This is a genomic window from Paracoccus sp. TRP (assembly GCF_000185925.1).
In the GTDB taxonomy this organism is placed as follows: domain Bacteria; phylum Pseudomonadota; class Alphaproteobacteria; order Rhodobacterales; family Rhodobacteraceae; genus Paracoccus; species Paracoccus kondratievae.
This window is the reverse complement of sequence record NZ_AEPN01000004.1, coordinates 116,845-133,325: the sequence shown is the minus strand read 5'-3', so window position 1 is coordinate 133,325 and position 16,481 is coordinate 116,845. Positions and strand designations below refer to the sequence as shown.

12 protein-coding genes are annotated in these 16,481 nt (G+C 61.7%); 2 read left to right on the top strand and 10 right to left on the bottom strand.

Translation table 11 applies throughout. The features are described 5' to 3' along the window. Positions 1-119: 119 nt before the first annotated feature. Both rlmN and PARACOCCUSGL_RS0104100 read right to left on the bottom strand, forming a co-directional pair. Positions 120-1,310 (bottom strand): 23S rRNA (adenine(2503)-C(2))-methyltransferase RlmN, encoded by a 1,191-nt coding sequence (rlmN, locus tag PARACOCCUSGL_RS0104105; RefSeq protein WP_010393349.1) that lies wholly within the window; start codon positions 1,308-1,310, stop codon positions 120-122. A gap of 114 nt (positions 1,311-1,424) precedes the next feature. Further along, positions 1,425-1,952 carry an invasion associated locus B family protein gene (locus PARACOCCUSGL_RS0104100; protein WP_010393345.1) on the bottom strand — a complete coding sequence of 176 codons (528 nt, stop codon included), beginning with the start codon at positions 1,950-1,952 and terminating at the stop codon, positions 1,425-1,427. A gap of 152 nt (positions 1,953-2,104) precedes the next feature. Between PARACOCCUSGL_RS0104100 and PARACOCCUSGL_RS0104095 the strand changes: the two genes are divergently transcribed. After that, positions 2,105-3,091 carry an asparaginase gene (locus tag PARACOCCUSGL_RS0104095; protein ID WP_010393344.1) on the top strand — a complete coding sequence of 329 codons (987 nt, stop codon included), beginning with the start codon at positions 2,105-2,107 and terminating at the stop codon, positions 3,089-3,091. A 6-nt stretch (positions 3,092-3,097) separates the two neighbouring features. Here the strand turns inward: PARACOCCUSGL_RS0104095 and PARACOCCUSGL_RS0104090 are convergent, their stop codons facing one another. The 4 genes from PARACOCCUSGL_RS0104090 to fsa all read right to left on the bottom strand — a co-directional run bounded on the left by PARACOCCUSGL_RS0104090 (position 3,098) and on the right by fsa (position 6,222). Beyond that, positions 3,098-3,856 carry a TSUP family transporter gene (locus tag PARACOCCUSGL_RS0104090; RefSeq protein ID WP_029371478.1) on the bottom strand — a complete coding sequence of 253 codons (759 nt, stop codon included), beginning with the start codon at positions 3,854-3,856 and terminating at the stop codon, positions 3,098-3,100. 64 nt (positions 3,857-3,920) lie between these two features. After that, the gene (locus PARACOCCUSGL_RS0104085; RefSeq protein WP_010393335.1) at positions 3,921-4,859 is read right to left on the bottom strand and encodes a tyrosine recombinase XerC; all 939 of its coding nucleotides are present in this window, start codon (positions 4,857-4,859) and stop codon (positions 3,921-3,923) included. Then, positions 4,856-5,569: a DUF484 family protein gene (locus tag PARACOCCUSGL_RS0104080; RefSeq protein WP_010393333.1), complete on the bottom strand. Its 714-nt coding sequence runs from the start codon at positions 5,567-5,569 to the stop codon at positions 4,856-4,858. Before PARACOCCUSGL_RS0104080 ends, PARACOCCUSGL_RS0104085 begins: the two co-directional genes overlap by 4 nt. Next, positions 5,569-6,222, bottom strand: coding sequence for a fructose-6-phosphate aldolase (gene fsa / locus PARACOCCUSGL_RS0104075; protein ID WP_010393331.1), 654 nt, complete (start codon positions 6,220-6,222; stop codon positions 5,569-5,571). Before fsa ends, PARACOCCUSGL_RS0104080 begins: the two co-directional genes overlap by 1 nt. A 284-nt stretch (positions 6,223-6,506) precedes the next feature. Between fsa and PARACOCCUSGL_RS0104065 the strand changes: the two genes are divergently transcribed. Then, on the top strand, positions 6,507-8,708 hold the full coding sequence (locus tag PARACOCCUSGL_RS0104065; RefSeq protein WP_010393326.1) for a primosomal protein N': 2,202 nt from the start codon (positions 6,507-6,509) through the stop codon (positions 8,706-8,708). A gap of 127 nt (positions 8,709-8,835) precedes the next feature. Here PARACOCCUSGL_RS0104065 and PARACOCCUSGL_RS0104060 read toward each other — a convergent pair whose 3' ends face one another. From PARACOCCUSGL_RS0104060 to katG, 4 genes are all read right to left on the bottom strand, one after another. Further along, positions 8,836-10,542 (bottom strand): hypothetical protein, encoded by a 1,707-nt coding sequence (locus PARACOCCUSGL_RS0104060; protein ID WP_227493397.1) that lies wholly within the window; start codon positions 10,540-10,542, stop codon positions 8,836-8,838. 142 nt (positions 10,543-10,684) lie between these two features. Further along, positions 10,685-13,336, bottom strand: a complete 2,652-nt coding sequence (locus PARACOCCUSGL_RS21195; RefSeq protein ID WP_010393322.1) for a polysaccharide pyruvyl transferase family protein — start codon at positions 13,334-13,336, stop codon at positions 10,685-10,687. Positions 13,337-13,407: 71 nt separating this feature from the next. Further along, a complete protein-coding gene (locus PARACOCCUSGL_RS21750; protein ID WP_138918279.1) occupies positions 13,408-14,010 on the bottom strand; it encodes a hypothetical protein in 603 nt (200 codons plus the stop codon). 210 nt (positions 14,011-14,220) lie between these two features. Then, positions 14,221-16,395 (bottom strand): catalase/peroxidase HPI, encoded by a 2,175-nt coding sequence (gene katG / locus PARACOCCUSGL_RS0104050; protein ID WP_010393319.1) that lies wholly within the window; start codon positions 16,393-16,395, stop codon positions 14,221-14,223. Positions 16,396-16,481 lie beyond the last annotated feature (86 nt).

The following is a 16,481-nucleotide window of genomic DNA, read 5'->3' as shown; positions in this document are numbered from 1 at the left end:
CGCAGGCGGCGGGGGGCAAGCTTGGGCTGGGTCGTGGCGGAATCGTGATGAGAGCCAAGCCCGGTGCGAGTCATTGCCGCAACGGTTCTGCGGGATGAAAAGGCACGGACCGGACAGTTTCAGGCCCCGGCCCCGGCTTCGGCAGCGATCTGGGCGGCAGATTTCCGGCCCCGTTCAGTTGCGGATTTCAGCTGGCCGCAGGCGGCCATGATATCCTCGCCTCTGGGCGTGCGGATGGGCGAGGCATAGCCTGCCTTGTGCACAATATCGGCAAACGCCTCGATCCGGTCCCAACTGGAACGACGATAGGGCGAACCGGGCCATTCGTTGAACGGGATCAGGTTCACCTTGGCCGGGATGCCGCGGATCAGCTTGACCAGCCGGCGTGCGTCGTCGTCGCTGTCGTTCACGCCGTCCAGCATCACATATTCAAAGGTGATGCGTTCCGAATTCGACAGGCGCGGGTATTCGCGCAACGCGTTCAACAGCACCTCGATGTTCCACTTGCGGTTCACCGGGACCAGCCGGTTGCGCACATCGTCCGTGGTGGCGTGGAAACTGACGGCCAGAAGGCAGCCGATCTCTTCTGCGGTGCGGGCAATCTCGGGCACGATGCCGCTGGTCGACAGGGTGATGCGGCGGCGCGACAGGCTGATGCCTTCGCCGTCCATCACCACTTTCATCGCGTCGCGCACGTTTTCAAAGTTATACAGCGGCTCGCCCATGCCCATCAGCACGACGTTCGACACCAGCCGCGTTTCATCCTTGGGGGCGCCGGGCTGGGGCCATTCGTCCAGATCGTCGCGGGCGACCATGACCTGACCGACGATTTCGCCCGCCGTCAGGTTGCGCACCAGTTTCTGCGTGCCGGTGTGGCAGAAAGAACATGTCAGCGTGCAGCCTACCTGGCTTGAGATGCACAGCGTGCCGCGCCCTTCCTCGGGGATATAGACCGTTTCGACCTCATGCCCGCCAGCGATGCGCAGCAGGTATTTGCGCGTGCCATCAGCGCTGACCTGGCGGGTGACGATCTCGGGCACCGCGATTTCGAATTTCCCGGCAAGCAGGGCGCGATAATCCTTGGCCAGATTGGTCATCAAGGCAAAGTCACGCACGCCCCAGTGATAGACCCATTGCCAGATCTGGCCAACGCGCATGCGGGCCTGACGCTCGGGCGTGCCTGCCTCGATCAGGGCATCGTGCAGCTGGTCGCGGGTCAGCCCGATGATATTGACACGACCCGTCTCGGGCAGCTTGCGCGGGATGGTCAGCAGGTCCTGAGTTATCGGGGCGGCAGTCGGGGCGTTCATAGGCTGGAGTGTCCGGGCGGGGAAAGGCGATAGGCCTATATAGTGCAAGGCGGCCCAAAAGAAAACAGGGGCCCGGGCCCCTGTCTTGTCTTTGTCCGCTACTGTGGCCGCTGCTTACTTGCAGGCGGCCTGCGCCTTGTTCGTCGCAGCGGTGATGCCCGACAGGCTGAACGTGTCCTTGGTGACCGTCCCGCGCGAGGAACGTCCGGTCACGACCGCCGAAGAACCGGCGCGCAGGGCGCTGATCAGTTTGCTGTCATCAGCGGGAGAGCCGGTCCACGCGCTTTCCCCTTCGGTGAACAGCTTGAAGACCTGACCACCGATATTCAGCTCGACCGCCGAATCCGGGGCGAAGGGATAGCCGCCCGAAAAGGACACTTCGCCCGACTGGCCGGGACGATAGGCGACGTAAAGGCGGATATCGCCGCGTGTCACCTCTTTGGGATTGCCGCTTGAGTCGAGGTTCTGGGTCGATTTCGGTGCCGACACGGCCCAGCATTCCTTGGGGCTGCTCGCCGAAAAGACGGTCCAGTCGCCCTCGGTCCCGATCACATTCGTCGAGTCCTGGGCCAGGACCGGCGAAGACGCGGCGATTGCGAGTGCGGCGGCTGCCGCTGCGGCGCGCGGCGCGAATTTCAACATGCTCTGGCCTCCTGCCATGGTCCGGTTCAATCCGGCTTGTTGCCGATGATGGTGGCGTTTTCAACCATCTGGGGGCAAGATAATGCGAAAAGGAAGCCGTGAAAAACCCCCGTTTGCGGAAAATCGCGCGATTGTCAGAGGAAAATGCACCCATGACCGCAGCCAGACTGATCGAATTGTGGCGAGGCGGCATGTGCGAAAGCAGCCATATGGGCCATGTGGTGATCGCTGATGGCGATGGTATCGTCGAAGCCTGGGGCAACCCCGGCACCGTGATCTACCCCCGTTCTTCCTGCAAAATGATCCAGGCGCTGCCCCTTGTCGAAAGCGGTGCAGCCGATGCGGCACGGCTGAACTCTGAACAACTTGCGCTGGCCTGCGCCAGTCATAATGGCGCGCGTCAGCATGTCGAGCGGGTCGAAAGCTGGCTTGCCGCGCTGGGGCTTGAGGACAGCGATCTGCGCTGTGGCGCGCATTTGCCCCGCGACCCGGATGAGCGTAAGCGGCTGATCTGTGCCGATGACAGCCCCTGCCAGATCCATAACAACTGCTCGGGCAAACATGCGGGCTTTCTGACGCTGTCCCGGCACGTGAACGCCGGCCCGGAATATGTCGAGATTGATCACCCCGTGCAGCGTGCTGTCCGCCGCGCCTTTGAAGAAGTGACGGGCGAGACCGTGGCGCGCTGGGGGATCGACGGCTGTTCTGCCCCGAACTTTGCCTGCACGATCGAGGGGCTTGCCCATGCCATGGCCGGGTTTGCGCGTCCCAAGGGCGGTGCACGCGGGCAGGCTCAGACGCGGCTGGTCGAGGCGATGCGTTTGCATCCCGAACTGGTCGCGGGCGAGGGGCGGGCCTGCACTGAGCTGATGCGTGCGACCAAAGGCCGTGCCGTCGTCAAGACCGGGGCCGAGGCGGTGTTCACCGGCATTATTCCCGAACGGGGTCTTGGCATCGCGATCAAGATACTGGACGGAGGCACCCGCGCGGCCGAGGCGGCGATAACCGCGCTGCTTGTGCATCTGGGCCTGCTCGAAGAAGGGGACCCGGTGGTGCAGAAATACCTGAGCGGCCCCCACCGCAACTGGCGTGGCCTTGCGACGGGCGAGCTGCGCCGGGCACGGGGTTTTCCGGTCTGACCAGCCCTAGAGCAACTGCCAGATCAGCCGCAGTGCCAGCAAGGTCGAGGTGACGACCAGCAGCGGCTTGATGACCTTGGCGCCGATTCGCATGGCCAGCCGCGCGCCAAGCATCGCGCCGGCGATCTGCGCCACAGCCATGATGGCGCCAAGCAGCCACAGTGGTTTGCCCACCACGGCAAAGGCGATCAGCCCGCCAAGGTTCGAGGCAAAGTTCAACAGTTTGGTATGTGCCGTTGCTTTGAGGATGCCGTAACCCGCCAGCATGACAAAGCCGAGCATGAAGAACGATCCGGTCCCCGGTCCAAGCAGCCCGTCATAAAAGGCGATGACCGGCACCACCGTTGCCGTGAACAGCGCCGGAGAGATGCGGCGAACGCGATCTGTATCATCCAGCCCCGGCTTTAGCGCGAAAAAGGCAGCAATGCCGATCAGCACCACCGGAAGGCCATAGCGCAGCGCCTGCGTCGGAATCCAGGTCACCAAAAGCGCGCCGATCAGACCGCCCAGAAAGGCGACCGCCGCCGCTCTGATCTGATGGCGCAGATCGACAAGTCCACGCCGCGCATAAGAGATCGCCGCCGTTGCCGCCCCGAACACGCCCTGCACCTTGTTCGTGGCCAGCGCCTGCGCAGGAGGCAGGCCCGCAAGCAGCAGCACAGGCACGGTGATCAGCCCGCCCCCGCCAGCGATGGCATCGACGAAACCAGCCGCAAAGGCGGCTCCGGCCAAAAGCAGAACGAGATCAAGGGAAAGGTCCAGCAGCATTCCGCCGCTTTGGGCTTAACCGCGGGAAATGTAAAGCGGGCGCGATCAGGGACGGCAGGGCTCAGGCGCGGGGATGGGCGGCGCGATAGACGGCCAGCATATGGGCATCATCCACACCGGTATAAACCTGCGTGGTGGACAGGCTTGCATGGCCCAAAAGCTCTTGGATCGTGCGCAGATCGCCGCCGGCTGCCAGCAGATGTGTGGCGAATGAATGGCGCAGCGCATGGGGTGTGGCCGTCGGCGGCAGGCCAAGCACCTGACGCGCCTGACGCATCACTCCGGCGACCAGTGTCTGGCTAAGCCGTCCGCCGCGCGCACCGCGAAACAGCGGGCCGTCGGCCTCCAGCGGGTAGGGGCAGAGGCGCAGATAATCGGCAATCGCGTCGCGTGCGGTGGGCAGGACCGGCACCTGCCGCTCTTTGCCGCCCTTGCCGCGTATGGTCAGGGCTTCGCGCAGCGGCCAATCGTTGCCGTTCAGCCCCAGCGCCTCGGATATCCGCAGCCCGCAGCCCCACAGCAGCGTCAGCACCGCGACGTCGCGGGCCGAGATCCATGCCTCGGGGTGGGTGTCGGCGGTGATGTCCAACAGCGCCTCGGCCTGTTCGGGGGCAAGGGGGCGGGGCAGGGACCGAGTGTACTTTGGTCCGCGTGACGCCAGCGCCTTTGACGCATCGAAACCGTGGCGGTCCGACATCCAGCGGATAAAGCTGCGCGTCGCCGACAGCCGCCGGGCCAGCGACCGCGCCGAAAGCCCGCGCCCACGTTCGGCGGCGGCAAAGGCGCGCATATCGGTCTGGGTCAGCCCCGCCAGGGTTGCGGGCAAGGCGGGCGCGCCGTGATAGCTGCCCAGAAAGGCCAGGAATGCCAAAAGGTCGCCCTGATAGGCGCGGATCGTGTGGTCCGAGCGGCCCCGGGTCGCGCGCTCGCTATCCAGCCAGCGCGCAAGCGCATCGGCCATGACCGGGGCCAGAGCAAGGGGCTCCGGCGCGCCGTTCATTTCCTCAACCACGAAATCAGGACCAGCCGGAATACCTGCCCGAAAAAGCGCAGCAGATCGGTGCCCTGAGCAGGCGTGAACCGTCCCGCCTCGGCCGAGCCCATCAGCAAAAGCGCCGGGAACCGCCCGATACCAAGGTCGATCGGCAACAGCGCCTCGGACCGGATCGGCGCGCGGGCAGGGCCGTGAAAGGGCAGGGTCGCATCAGCGACGCTGCGCAGCACGATATCATCCCCGCGTGGCATCCGCCGCCCGCCCGAGATCAGCTGCGCCACCGTGCCCGCAGGGGCGATCAACAGGGGGCCGCTGCCCTCGGGTTCGGGAATGGTACCGCCCGATTCCATGATCAGGCGCAGCGTCTCGACCCGCAGGATCGGTGCGACCGCCATGTCGAGATTTTCCAGAAACTCCTGAAAATCCGTCGGCTCAAGCAATGACAGCACAGCGCGGTGAACGGTGTTCATCCCCGACTGGTTGTCATAGGCGGCAGAGATCACCGATTCATGCGCCGCCTCCAGCCGGTCCAGCCGCGACTCAAGCGCCTGCATGGCCCGGCCCCTGATGTCGACGACATTATCGCCCAGCTCGGCCTCGCGCGCGCCGATCAGCGCGCGCATCAGGTCACGATCGGACAGGATCAGCTCGGGCTGGGCAAGCAGCCGGGCGCGTGTCTCTTCGGTCAGTCCGGTCGCAGAGGCCCCGATGGTCATCAGACGATCTTTTGTCCGGTCTTGGCCCAGTCGGCGTTGAACTGTTCCAGCCCCTTGTCGGTCAGGATGTGATTCGCCATCGCCTTGATGACGGCGGGCGGGGCGGTGATCACGTCGGCGCCGATACGGGCGGCATCGGTGATGTGGTTCACAGTGCGGATCGACGCGGCAAGGATCTCGGTCTGGAAGTCGTAATTGTCATAGATCTCGCGGATCTGGGCGATCAGGTCCAGGCCGTCAAAGTTGTTGTCGTCCAGACGGCCGATGAAGGGGCTGATGAAGGTCGCGCCGGCCTTGGCGGCCAGAATCGCCTGCGCGGGCGAGAAGCACAGCGTCACGTTGACCTTGTGACCGGCCGAGGACAGCGCCTTGCAAGCCTTGAGCCCGTCCCAGGTCAGCGGCACCTTGACGGTGATATTCGGCGCGATCTTGGCCAGATGCTCGCCCTCGCGGATCATGTCTTCGGCTTTTTGGGCGACGACTTCGGCGCTGACGGGGCCTTCGACGATGTCGCAGATCTCCTTGGTGACTTCCAGGATGTTGCGGCCCGACTTCAGGATCAGCGACGGGTTGGTGGTGACGCCATCCACCATGCCCAGATCGTTCAGTTCGCGGATGGCGGCGACATCGGCGGTATCGACAAAGAATTTCATGTGGAGGAGCCCTTCTTGCGGTTTTGCTGTGGGTTTAGCGCATAACAGTCCCCGCGTGAAGTCCGGCGCGCGACTTGCGGGCCGGGGCGCTGCCGTGTCACTAGTGACGCGCATCCGGCCGCATGGTCTGGGTCAGATTCCGTCCGCCATCGCTGCAGGAGAACACCCGTGGAAGTCTTTCAGCCCAATCTTGCCGATCTGTTGCCGTTCCTGCCCGCCGGGCCGCTGCTGCTGGCGAACTGGCCGGTTCTTCTGATGTTTGTCTGACCGTCGATCTCGGTGTGATGTCTCAGCCGCTTTTCTACCCTCATGGCGCGCGGATCGCGGTGCTGACGCAAGAGGTGGTCGGCGTGCTCGACTATCTTGCGCCCGAGGGGGGCGTGCGGCTGGGACAGCTGGTCATCGTGCCGTTGGGGCCGCGCCGGGTGATGGGCGCCGTCTGGGGGCCGGGTGTCGGCGATTTCGACGCAGCACGGCTGCGACCTGTCGCGCGGCTGATCGACGCCCCGCCGCTGGGGCCGGGGATGATCGAGTTCCTGACGCGCATGGCGGAATACACGCTGACGCCGTTGCCCCTTGCGCTGCGGATGGCGACGCGGGCACCCGATCTGGACCAGCCGCCGTCGGCGCGGCGCATCATCCATCGTGCCGGACCCGAGCCTGAGCGTATGACAGACGCCCGCGCCGCCGTCCTGCGGGTGATCGAGGATCACGGCGGGGCAGGCTTTGCCCCCTCTGAGCTGGCGCAGCTTGCCGGGGTCAGCTCTTCGGTCGTCCAGGGGCTGGTCAAAGCCGGGACGCTGGCCGAGGTGCTGGCCCCGCGCGACACCCCCTATCCCCGACTTGACCCTGATTTGCCGGGCAAGCCTCTGGCCCCCGATCAGGCCGAGGCTGCCGAAAGCCTGCGCGCGACGCTGAAGGCGCGCGGCTATGGCACAACGCTTTTGCGCGGCGTTACCGGTTCGGGCAAAACCGAGGTCTATCTTGAGGCGGTGGCCGAATGTCTGCGTCAGGGCCGGCAGGCGCTGGTGCTGCTGCCCGAGATCGCGCTTTCGGCCGAGTTTCTTGACCGTGTCGAGGCACGTTTCGGTGCCCGGCCCGGGGAATGGCATTCCGGCATCACCCGGGGTGAACGGCGTCGGCTATGGACCATGGCCGCGACGCATCATGTCGGGCTGGTGGTCGGCGCCCGCTCGGCCCTGTTCCTGCCCTTTGCCGATCTGGGCCTGATCGTCGTCGATGAAGAGCACGACCCGAGCTATAAGCAAGAGGATACGGTCTATTACAGCGCCCGCGACATGGCCGTGCTGCGCGCCAGCATCGAGGCGGCGCAGGTGGTGCTGGCCTCGGCCACGCCCTCGGTCGAAAGCTGGGTGAACGCGGGGCTGGGGAAATACCGCCGCCTTGATCTGCGCGCCCGCTACGGCAGCGCCGAACTGCCCGAGATGGCCGCAATCGACCTGCGCCAGCAGGAGATGGACAAGGGCCGCTGGATCAGCCCGCGCCTTGCGGCCGAGATCCGCGCCCGGCACGAACGGGGTGAGCAATCGCTGCTGTTTCTGAACCGGCGCGGTTACGCCCCTATCACCGCCTGCCGTGCCTGCGGCCAGCAGATTGGCTGCGACCATTGCGATGCGCGCATGGTCGAGCATCGCTTTCAGAACCGGCTTGTCTGTCACCAATGCGGAGCCACCAAACCCATTCCGACCGCCTGTCCCAGTTGCGGGGTCGAGGGCAAGATGACCGCAATCGGCCCGGGCGTCGAACGGCTGGCCGAAGAGGTGGCCGAGCGTTTTCCCGAGGCGCGGGCGACAGTCCTGTCCTCGGACCTGTTCCACTCGGCCCGGGCGCTGAAAGAGGCGATTGCCGATATCGGCTCAGGCGGCACGGATATCATTATCGGCACCCAGATTGTCGCCAAGGGCCACAACTTTCCCCGGCTGACGCTGGTGGGCGTGATCGACGCGGATCTTGGACTGCAAGGTGCGGATCTGCGCGCGGCCGAGCGGTCGTTCCAGCTGATGCGTCAGGTTGCTGGCAGGGCGGGGCGTGAGGGCGGCGATGCGCGCGGGCTGGCGCTGTTACAGACCTATCAGCCTGACCACCCTGTCATTCGCGCGATCCTGTCGGGCGAGGATGAGACATTCTGGGACGCCGAGGCAGCGGCGCGGCAGGGGGCGGGTATGCCGCCCTTCGGCCGGTTGGCGGGGATTATCCTGTCCCATCCCGATCAGCCCGTGGTCGAGGATTACGCCCGTGAGCTGGCCCGCCGGACAGAGCCCCTGCGCGCGGTCGGTGCTGAGCTTTTTGGTCCCGCGCCTGCGCCGATCGCGCGGGTGCGCGGGCGCTACCGGGTGCGCATGCTGATCCGTGCCCCGCGTCAGGCGCCGGTGCAGGGCGCTATTGCGCAGTGGCTGAACAGCGCACCAAAGGCGCCGACAAACCTGCGGCTGTCGGTGGATATCGACCCGCAAAGCTTTTTGTGATGGAATCACTGGTCCAAGCAATCAGAACCGGACGCCGTGCCCTTATGGGATACAAAACAAAAACGAAAAGGCTGTGAGGGCCCGCCCGTTGCAAGCAACGTTGCGTGCCGTTCAACAGGCAGGACAGTCAGGAATCCTTGATCAGCTTTTCCTGCCAAAAATCTTCAGAGGTATAGGTGTCGTATTTTCCCTGCCAATCAGCGCGGAGCTTTGCATAGCTTGACCGCACCTTCAGGCTGTTGCGGATCATTCGTACGCTTTCACGCCAAAAAGCCTTTCTGTCGCGCTGCACGGTATAGTTTTTCGTCCTCTGCGTGTTCAGAAAAGTGATTTCCTTTGCGCCATACATCTCGCGGAAGTTGTCACGATTTGCGGCTGACATGACCAAACGGCTGCCCAGCGTATTGGCAAAAGGCAGCAGGTGTCCGTTGAGTGTCAGCAACAGCAATGCACGAAGTGGGCGCGAGCAGCGGCCGTTCCGTGGTTGCGGGGGGATCTCGACAGATTTCCACGCTTCGGATTTAGTCATCTCCTGCAACACTTTTCGGCGTTGGGTCATGTCCGCGTTATCCGAAAAGAACTGCGGCCCCTTCAGCACGTCCTCGATCGCAAGATTGACGGCAGCCAGACTTTCATAATGGAACCGCACGATTGTACGCAGGTAAAAGCTGAAAAACATGCGCTGCAATTTGAACCAGCTGACATGCTTTGAAGGCAGGCTCAGGTGGTGGGCCAGATGACTGCGCATGTCGAGATACCAGGTCATCGGTGATGCCTTGTCGGTAAAGCCTTCCTGAATGGAAGCGACACCCGGCAGGGTGACGATCCTAAAATCATTGGCAAGCGCAAAGCTGACGTCATCCCCCCGTACGAAGAAGGGGAATGGCATGTGCGTCGCCTGATCGACGGGAAAGGCAAAGAACCACCAGCCCGCGTAGAACCCGCGTGGAGCAGGAAACGTGGTTTCAAACTCCATCTTGAAAACGTCGCCTGTAGATCTGGCATCAAGACCAAAATATTGCGGTTTGCAGCCCCGATCAAAGATCGCGCCGTTTTCCCAGATCTGCCAGCGGTGATCGGCATTGATCATTGCGCCCGCAACTGCGGTCCGTGGGTCGGTACTATAGGCGAGGAACCACCAGGTCCGGGTGATTGCCTCCATATGGATCGAGGCATCATCGTCCATGAACAAGCAGTGGGTGGCACCTGCCTTGCGAGCCTCAAGCAAGCCGCGGGCAAACCCACCGGCGCCGCCCAGATTCTCGTTCGGGATGACCGTAATGCCCGCAACCGAGCTTTCCGGGATCGAGCGGCCGTTATCGACGATATTCATCCGGATATGGTCGCGCAGCTCCGAGGCTTCGCGGAAACGGGCAAAGCGTTCGATGGTCGAGGTTACCGCCTCTTCGCGCCGGAAGGTGGTAACAGAGAGCATCAGCTCGGGATACTGGCGCGGCGGGGCCGAGGTGGTCCAGGCAAAGTCCTGCAATTCCCCATCACCAAGCGCAACCAGTTCGAAAAACAGAACGATGCAAGGATCATCAAACCCTGTCAGGTCAAGCGGCAGTGACAGGCTGCCGTTGATGGAAACTGCCTCGCTGTAGAGCTGATTCCACGACTTGTCCTGCGCCGCCAGCCAGACGGTCAGCTGGAATTGACCTTTGCCCAGCAGCCATAGCGAGATGGGTAGATCTCCGCACAGAGCACGCCATTTGCCAAGGTTGAAGAGGTTGTAATAGCAGTCGGTGGACGCCCTTCCTCCGGGAGCAAAGTGGATGCCACCCTGTTTCAGCGAAATACCTGCAGGACCGGACAGGTGCACATAGGTAGGCACTTCCGTAGATATTCCATGCTCAGGCCAGATTGCGGACTGAATCGGATATTGTCCTTTGCTCAGGCTGGGACGTCCCAACGCCTCTTTCGGCATGCTGTTCATTGGCGAAGCTCTTTCCACAGTTGCTCTCCGGGGCCCACAGTCAGGCCTTTTCGTGCGATGCCAGTACTTCCTGGACCGGTATGCGCTTCGAACGCGGCGTCAGGACAGCCGGGTCGTAATGCCCAACGGCGACGAAGGAGATAAAGACTTCGTTCTCAGGGATGTTCAGAATGTTCCGGATCGCTTTTTCCCGCTCGGCGTTCATGGCGGTGTTAAGGCTGCAGCCTCCCAGACCCATCTGTTCGAGCCCAAGCAACAGCAGCATCATAAAGAGGCCGCCATCGATAAAGGCCTGGTTTCTTTCAACCGCGCCGACAAAGGCTGACAGATCGCTTGTGATAAGCAGCAGCTTTGGCGGGGTTTTGTAGCCCCGGAAGCCGCCTTGCAGCTCAAGCGCGGCCTTGATGGCATCGGGGTTGGTGAACTGATGGACCCGGACCGGTTGGCGGTTACAGACTGATGGCGCTTGCTGCGCAATCCGAATGGCGCGCTCGATATCCTCGTTGCGGACAGGATCCGATGTGAATTCACGGACGCTGCGCCGCGAAAAGACGACATCTACAAAACTGCGATTCTGGAACCTGTCGACCTCGGCTTCTCGGGTCAGATGGGCGGCCTGGACCCCGCCGGTACCTTTGTCCGCTTTCTGAATCGCCTCCTGGACAGGCGTGTGGAACAGCTTCCAGAAGTGAGATACGTCAAAGCCGATCTCACGATGCCGCTCGAAATAGTTGTGCATGACCGATGCGGCGATCTGGAAGAAGGAATCTTTTGGATCACGGCCCGCTTTGATCCACTTATTCATCTCTTCGGCCAGCGGCAGCATGTAGTCCTTGCCAAAGCCGGGGCGGAAGCTTTCGGACCGGCTCAGCCCCTTTTCAAAACCGTGGCTATAGAACATCAGCAGGGAACGCGCATTCTCGACATTGCGGGAGATGCGGTGCTGTGCATAGAAGTTGATAAAGCGGTTGATATCGTGTTCGCCCAGCTCTCGCACGACCGTTGCCGCGTCCTTCTTGCGTTTGGACGGTGCGGCAGGCGCCGCATTCGGCACAACAGCCTCTTTGGGGATCGAGCGCAGAGATATCCCGGTAATATCGGCACCGGCATTTACGCCGATGAAATGAACTGCCCCGAACATGATCTGAGAAAAGCCTGAGGTAGGCACGACGAAGCTCAGTTTGTCGGTGCGCGGCACGTTCGTTTTCTTTTTTGGTGCTACGGCACCAATAACGCGGAACTTTCCGGTTTGCGGGTTGCGGATGTGAACATTGACGAGGTCGGATGCTGTGCGCACTGTCCAGTCAATCGTCAGTTCATATGCGGAATCTTCCTTCAGCGGCTCGGGCAGGTCGGTCCATACCAGATTGCCCCGGACTGGAGATACAGCCTTCAACTGCGTGGCCTGACCGGTGTGGGTAACTGTCCATGCGTCGCTATTGGCGGTGAATTGCGGCGCCCTCAGGCTGAACTTCTGCTTGCTCATCTGGAACTTGATAAGTTCGGCAGATTTTCTCAGCGCCCGCTCCAGCTTGCCATTGCGCAGGCGTGCACCCAGGGACGGAGAAAGTTTCTTTTTCTCTACTGCGGCAATCGTGTTCCGGATCGGCGTCTTAAGTGCCGATTTCAGCCACAGCTTCGATTCTTTGACATGTGCGTCAAGAGCTGCATGAATGGAGGTATAGTCGAGCGGAGCCAGGAAATCGGCGCTTCTGGTCAGGATGTCGTTTGCATCCAGCGTGAAACGTTCCTTATGGCCCACAATTCCAAACAGTGAATGGAAACGAGCCACACCGCGACGCTTGTTGCCAATCGAGGCAAAGGGTTTACCAAACTTCAGTGCGAAGGCCGTGCCGTGGAACGAGTCGGTCAGAACATACGAGCTGTTGGCATAAAGTTTGAGGAAATCGTAGGTGTCGATGCCCTCCTCGACCGCGCCCTCGATACCCATGCTCTGCTTGTTTTTTTCAAACAGGTGCGGCCATGCGTCAAGAATGATCCTGATTTTCAGGTTCTTTTCTTTTGCAACATGCTCGATCGCCGCCTTTTTCTGAGGCGTCGGGTCCAGAATATAAGCCAGCAGATAGGGCCCTGACACATCTCGTGTCGATTGGGCCGCCAGATCAAGATAGCGCTGGGTGTCAAGCAGGAAGATCGGCTCGGCCACCTGCTTGGCCGGCACCTGATAGATGTCGCGTGCGATTTTTACGCCGGAATCTTCGCGGACCGAGATCGCGTGGAAGCGGCGCATCAACTCGGAGATGACGGGGACTTCATCAGGCGGCGAGAAATCTTTTGAGTGGCCAAAGGACGCCGCATAAGAGATCCGGCGTTTGGAATCCTCGGTAAAGTCCAGATAAAAGGCTTTGCCGAAATGCTGCGAGATCCCGTAGTTCCAGACCTGATCCGAACCGATTACAAAAGTATTGGCGATCCGGTTAAGTTCATGAACGGTCGTCTGACTGTAAATTTTGCTGAGATTGTAATGCTTTCTTGCGAACTTGATCGCATGTGTATTCTGAATCTCTGGGTCATCCGCGCTGGCGCCGATCTTTGACACCATAAGGACCTTGTTTCCAAACGACTGAACCGTTTGATAAAGGCTGTAATAGGTTAGAACCGAGCCGTAGTTAGCTCCGACGCCGACCCCGATAATAGCTACGTCGTATTTTTCGTTGGCCTGATTGTCCATTTCAGTACGTCCTCATTCTCGTGGCCGGATATCGCGCACACCTTGGCGCAGTCCGTGTTTTCGTTCTTGGCTTAAGATTCAGCGTTGAAAGTGTTGTGCTGTTTCAAAATCTCACCAGCGTCTGAGCGGAATGGGGGCGATTCCACGTAGCGTATCAGAGATTTCCGGCTCGTTACTTTCCGATCTGTCTCGGCCAGTTCAGGGGGGCGGTATGCTATGCCATCATCTTCATGATTTGATTGCCGGGCGTGGCCATTGTGGTTCTTGCAAATGATGGCGCTAACGAAAACCTGAGCATTGGTTTCCTGGTGGGTTGGATGCTTACTGGCGATGATGGCGTTTAGGGTTTCTGGCGGCTGTTTTCTTAGGGTTCTGCGATCGGTCTGATAGCGGATATCTGTACAATCGCTTTTCCGGGGAACGATACTATCCATGCTGATCATGATGCCGATCTGGCCGTATTTCTGCTGTTCAAAGCTCTTTTTCCGGCTTGTCTGTCGCAAAGAACTATGTAACGTATCAGCATCAGTTTTATGCGACCCTGTGCGCAAGCTACGTGTGCGCGGCAAGAACCCCGAATATTCAATACTGGCTGGGCAGAACCTCTCAGAACCAGTTGCGTTGCGCTGAATACCATCAACGCCACCGTCCGGCAATCCGTGTTGTGACGCCATGCGCCGGATGCCGCTTTTCCTGGCGCCAGATGCTGTTGTCCGTCTTGTTCCGGTTCGTTACTGAGCCAAGGCGGGATGATTGGTTTGGCAAATTTGTGCGTTCGGAGCGTTGCGCCCTGCGCCTTGAGCCAGATACGAAACCGCCCGGAGGTGACAGGCCTCCGGGCGGTTCTTGTTCTGGCGATCCGGGACCCTCGGTCCCGGCTATGATCAGGCCCGCAGGTCGAAGCGGTCGGCGTTCATCACCTTGACCCAGGCGGCGACGAAGTCGTTTACGAACTTCTCGGCGTTGTCGTCCTGGGCATAGACCTCGGCGTAGGAACGCAGGATCGAGTTCGAGCCAAAGACCAGGTCAAGCCGCGTTGCGGTCCATTTCACCGCGCCGGTCTTGCGGTCGCGGATCTCATAGGTCCCGTTATCGGCCGGTACCCAGGTGTTCGCCATATCGGTGAGGTTGGCGAAGAAGTCATTCGTCAACGCCCCCTCGCGGCTGGTGAACACGCCGTGCCTGGTGCCGCCGTGGTTAGTGCCCAGAACCCGCATACCGCCGACCAGCACCACCATCTCGGGCGCGGTCAGACCCAAAAGCTGGGTGCGGTCCAGCATCAGCTCTTCGGGGCTGACCGAATAGTCGGCCTTGAGCCAGTTGCGATAGCCGTCGTGGATCGGCTCAAGCACCGCAAAGGATTCGACATCCGTCATCTCTTGCGTGGCGTCGCCACGGCCGGGGGCAAAGGGGACCTCGATATCGAAACCGGCGGCCTTGGCGGCCTGTTCGATCCCGACATTGCCGGCCAGGACGATGGTGTCGGCGACACTGGCGCCGAACTCGGCTGCCAGAGGCTCAAGCACCGACAGGACCTTTTGCAGGCGCCCGGGCTCGTTGCCGATCCAGTCCTTTTGCGGGGCAAGGCGGATACGGGCACCGTTGGCCCCGCCGCGCATGTCCGAGCCACGATAGGTCCGGGCGCTGTCCCATGCGGTCGAGACCAGTTCTGCCACGCTCAGCCCGCTGGCGGCGATGCGTGCCTTGAGACCGGCGACGTCGTAGTTGCTGGTCCCGGCGGGGATTGGGTCTTGCCAGATCAGATCCTCGGACGGCACATCGGGGCCGATATAGCGGCTGCGCGGGCCCATGTCGCGGTGGGTCAGCTTGAACCATGCGCGGGCAAAAGCATCGCTGAACGCCTCAAAGTCGTTCATGAAGCGCAACGAGATTTCGCGATAGATCGGATCGACCTTCAGCGCCATATCGGCGTCGGTCATCATCGGCATTACCCGGATCGAGGGGTCCTCGACGTCCACGGGCTTGTCCTCTTCGGCGATCGAGATCGGCACCCATTGCGAGGCACCCGCAGGGCTGTGCGTCAGCGTCCATTCATGGTTGAACAGCATCCGGAAGAAGCCGTTGTCCCATTCGGTCGGCTTGGTCGTCCACGCACCTTCAAGGCCGGAAACAACGGTATTGCGCCCCACGCCGCGGCCTTTGGTGTTGATCCAGCCAAGGCCCTGAAACTCGGGCGATGCGGCCTCGGGGTCGGCGCTCAGATCAGCGGCGCTGCCATTGCCGTGGCATTTGCCGACGGTGTGGCCGCCCGCAGTCAGCGCCACGGTTTCCTCGTCGTTCATGCCCATGCGGGCAAAGGTTTCGCGCATCTGGTTCGCGGTCGCCTGCGGGTCCGATTTGCCGTTCACCCCTTCGGGGTTGACGTAAATCAGGCCCATCTGCACAGCGGCCAGCGGGTTCGACAGCGTCTCGGCCTTGCTCACATCGTCATAGCGGCCGTCGCTGGGGGCAAGCCATTCCTTTTCGTCACCCCAATAGGTGTCCTTTTCGGGGTGCCAGATGTCCTCACGCCCAAAGGCAAAGCCATAGGTCCTAAGGCCGGCGGCCTCATAGGCGACGGTGCCGGCAAGCACGATCAGGTCGGCCCAGGAGATCTTGTTGCCGTATTTCTTTTTAATCGGCCACAGCAGGCGGCGGCCCTTGTCGGTGTTGACGTTGTCAGGCCACGAGTTCAGCGGCGCGAAACGCTGGTTGCCGGTATTGGCGCCGCCCCGGCCGTCGCCGACGCGATAGGATCCGGCGGCGTGCCAGGCGGTACGGACGAACATGCCGACATAGCTGCCCCAGTCGGCCGGCCACCAGTCCTGGCTGGTATTGATCAGTGCACGCAGATCAGCCTTCAGCGCCTCGACGTCCAGCGTCTTGACCGCTTCGCGGTAGTTGAACCCCCTGAGCGGGTTGGTCTTGCTGTCGTGCTGATGCAGGATGTCCAGGTTCAGCGCGTTCGGCCACCAGTCCATGACCGAAGTGCCGAGCGCGGTATTCGCGCCGTGCATCACCGGGCATTTTCCCGAACTGGCGATATTGTTCCCGTCCATGTTGGCTCTCCTTTTGCTGGGCTGCGTCGCTGGGCGAGGCAGCGTGACCGGATGCGGATTGCGCCCATTCAGGGGACCGCAACGGA

Coding starts and splice junctions, on each gene's coding strand:
- rlmN (WP_010393349.1), bottom strand. CDS start 1,310: ATGAACGCCCCGACTGCCGCCCCGATAACTCAGGACCTGCTGACCATC.
- PARACOCCUSGL_RS0104100 (WP_010393345.1), bottom strand. CDS start 1,952: ATGTTGAAATTCGCGCCGCGCGCCGCAGCGGCAGCCGCCGCACTCGCA.
- PARACOCCUSGL_RS0104095 (WP_010393344.1), top strand. CDS start 2,105: ATGACCGCAGCCAGACTGATCGAATTGTGGCGAGGCGGCATGTGCGAA.
- PARACOCCUSGL_RS0104085 (WP_010393335.1), bottom strand. CDS start 4,859: ATGAACGGCGCGCCGGAGCCCCTTGCTCTGGCCCCGGTCATGGCCGAT.
- PARACOCCUSGL_RS0104080 (WP_010393333.1), bottom strand. CDS start 5,569: ATGACCATCGGGGCCTCTGCGACCGGACTGACCGAAGAGACACGCGCC.
- fsa (WP_010393331.1), bottom strand. CDS start 6,222: ATGAAATTCTTTGTCGATACCGCCGATGTCGCCGCCATCCGCGAACTG.
- PARACOCCUSGL_RS0104065 (WP_010393326.1), top strand. CDS start 6,507: ATGTCTCAGCCGCTTTTCTACCCTCATGGCGCGCGGATCGCGGTGCTG.
- PARACOCCUSGL_RS21195 (WP_010393322.1), bottom strand. CDS start 13,336: ATGGACAATCAGGCCAACGAAAAATACGACGTAGCTATTATCGGGGTC.
- PARACOCCUSGL_RS21750 (WP_138918279.1), bottom strand. CDS start 14,010: ATGGCGTCACAACACGGATTGCCGGACGGTGGCGTTGATGGTATTCAG.
- katG (WP_010393319.1), bottom strand. CDS start 16,395: ATGGACGGGAACAATATCGCCAGTTCGGGAAAATGCCCGGTGATGCAC.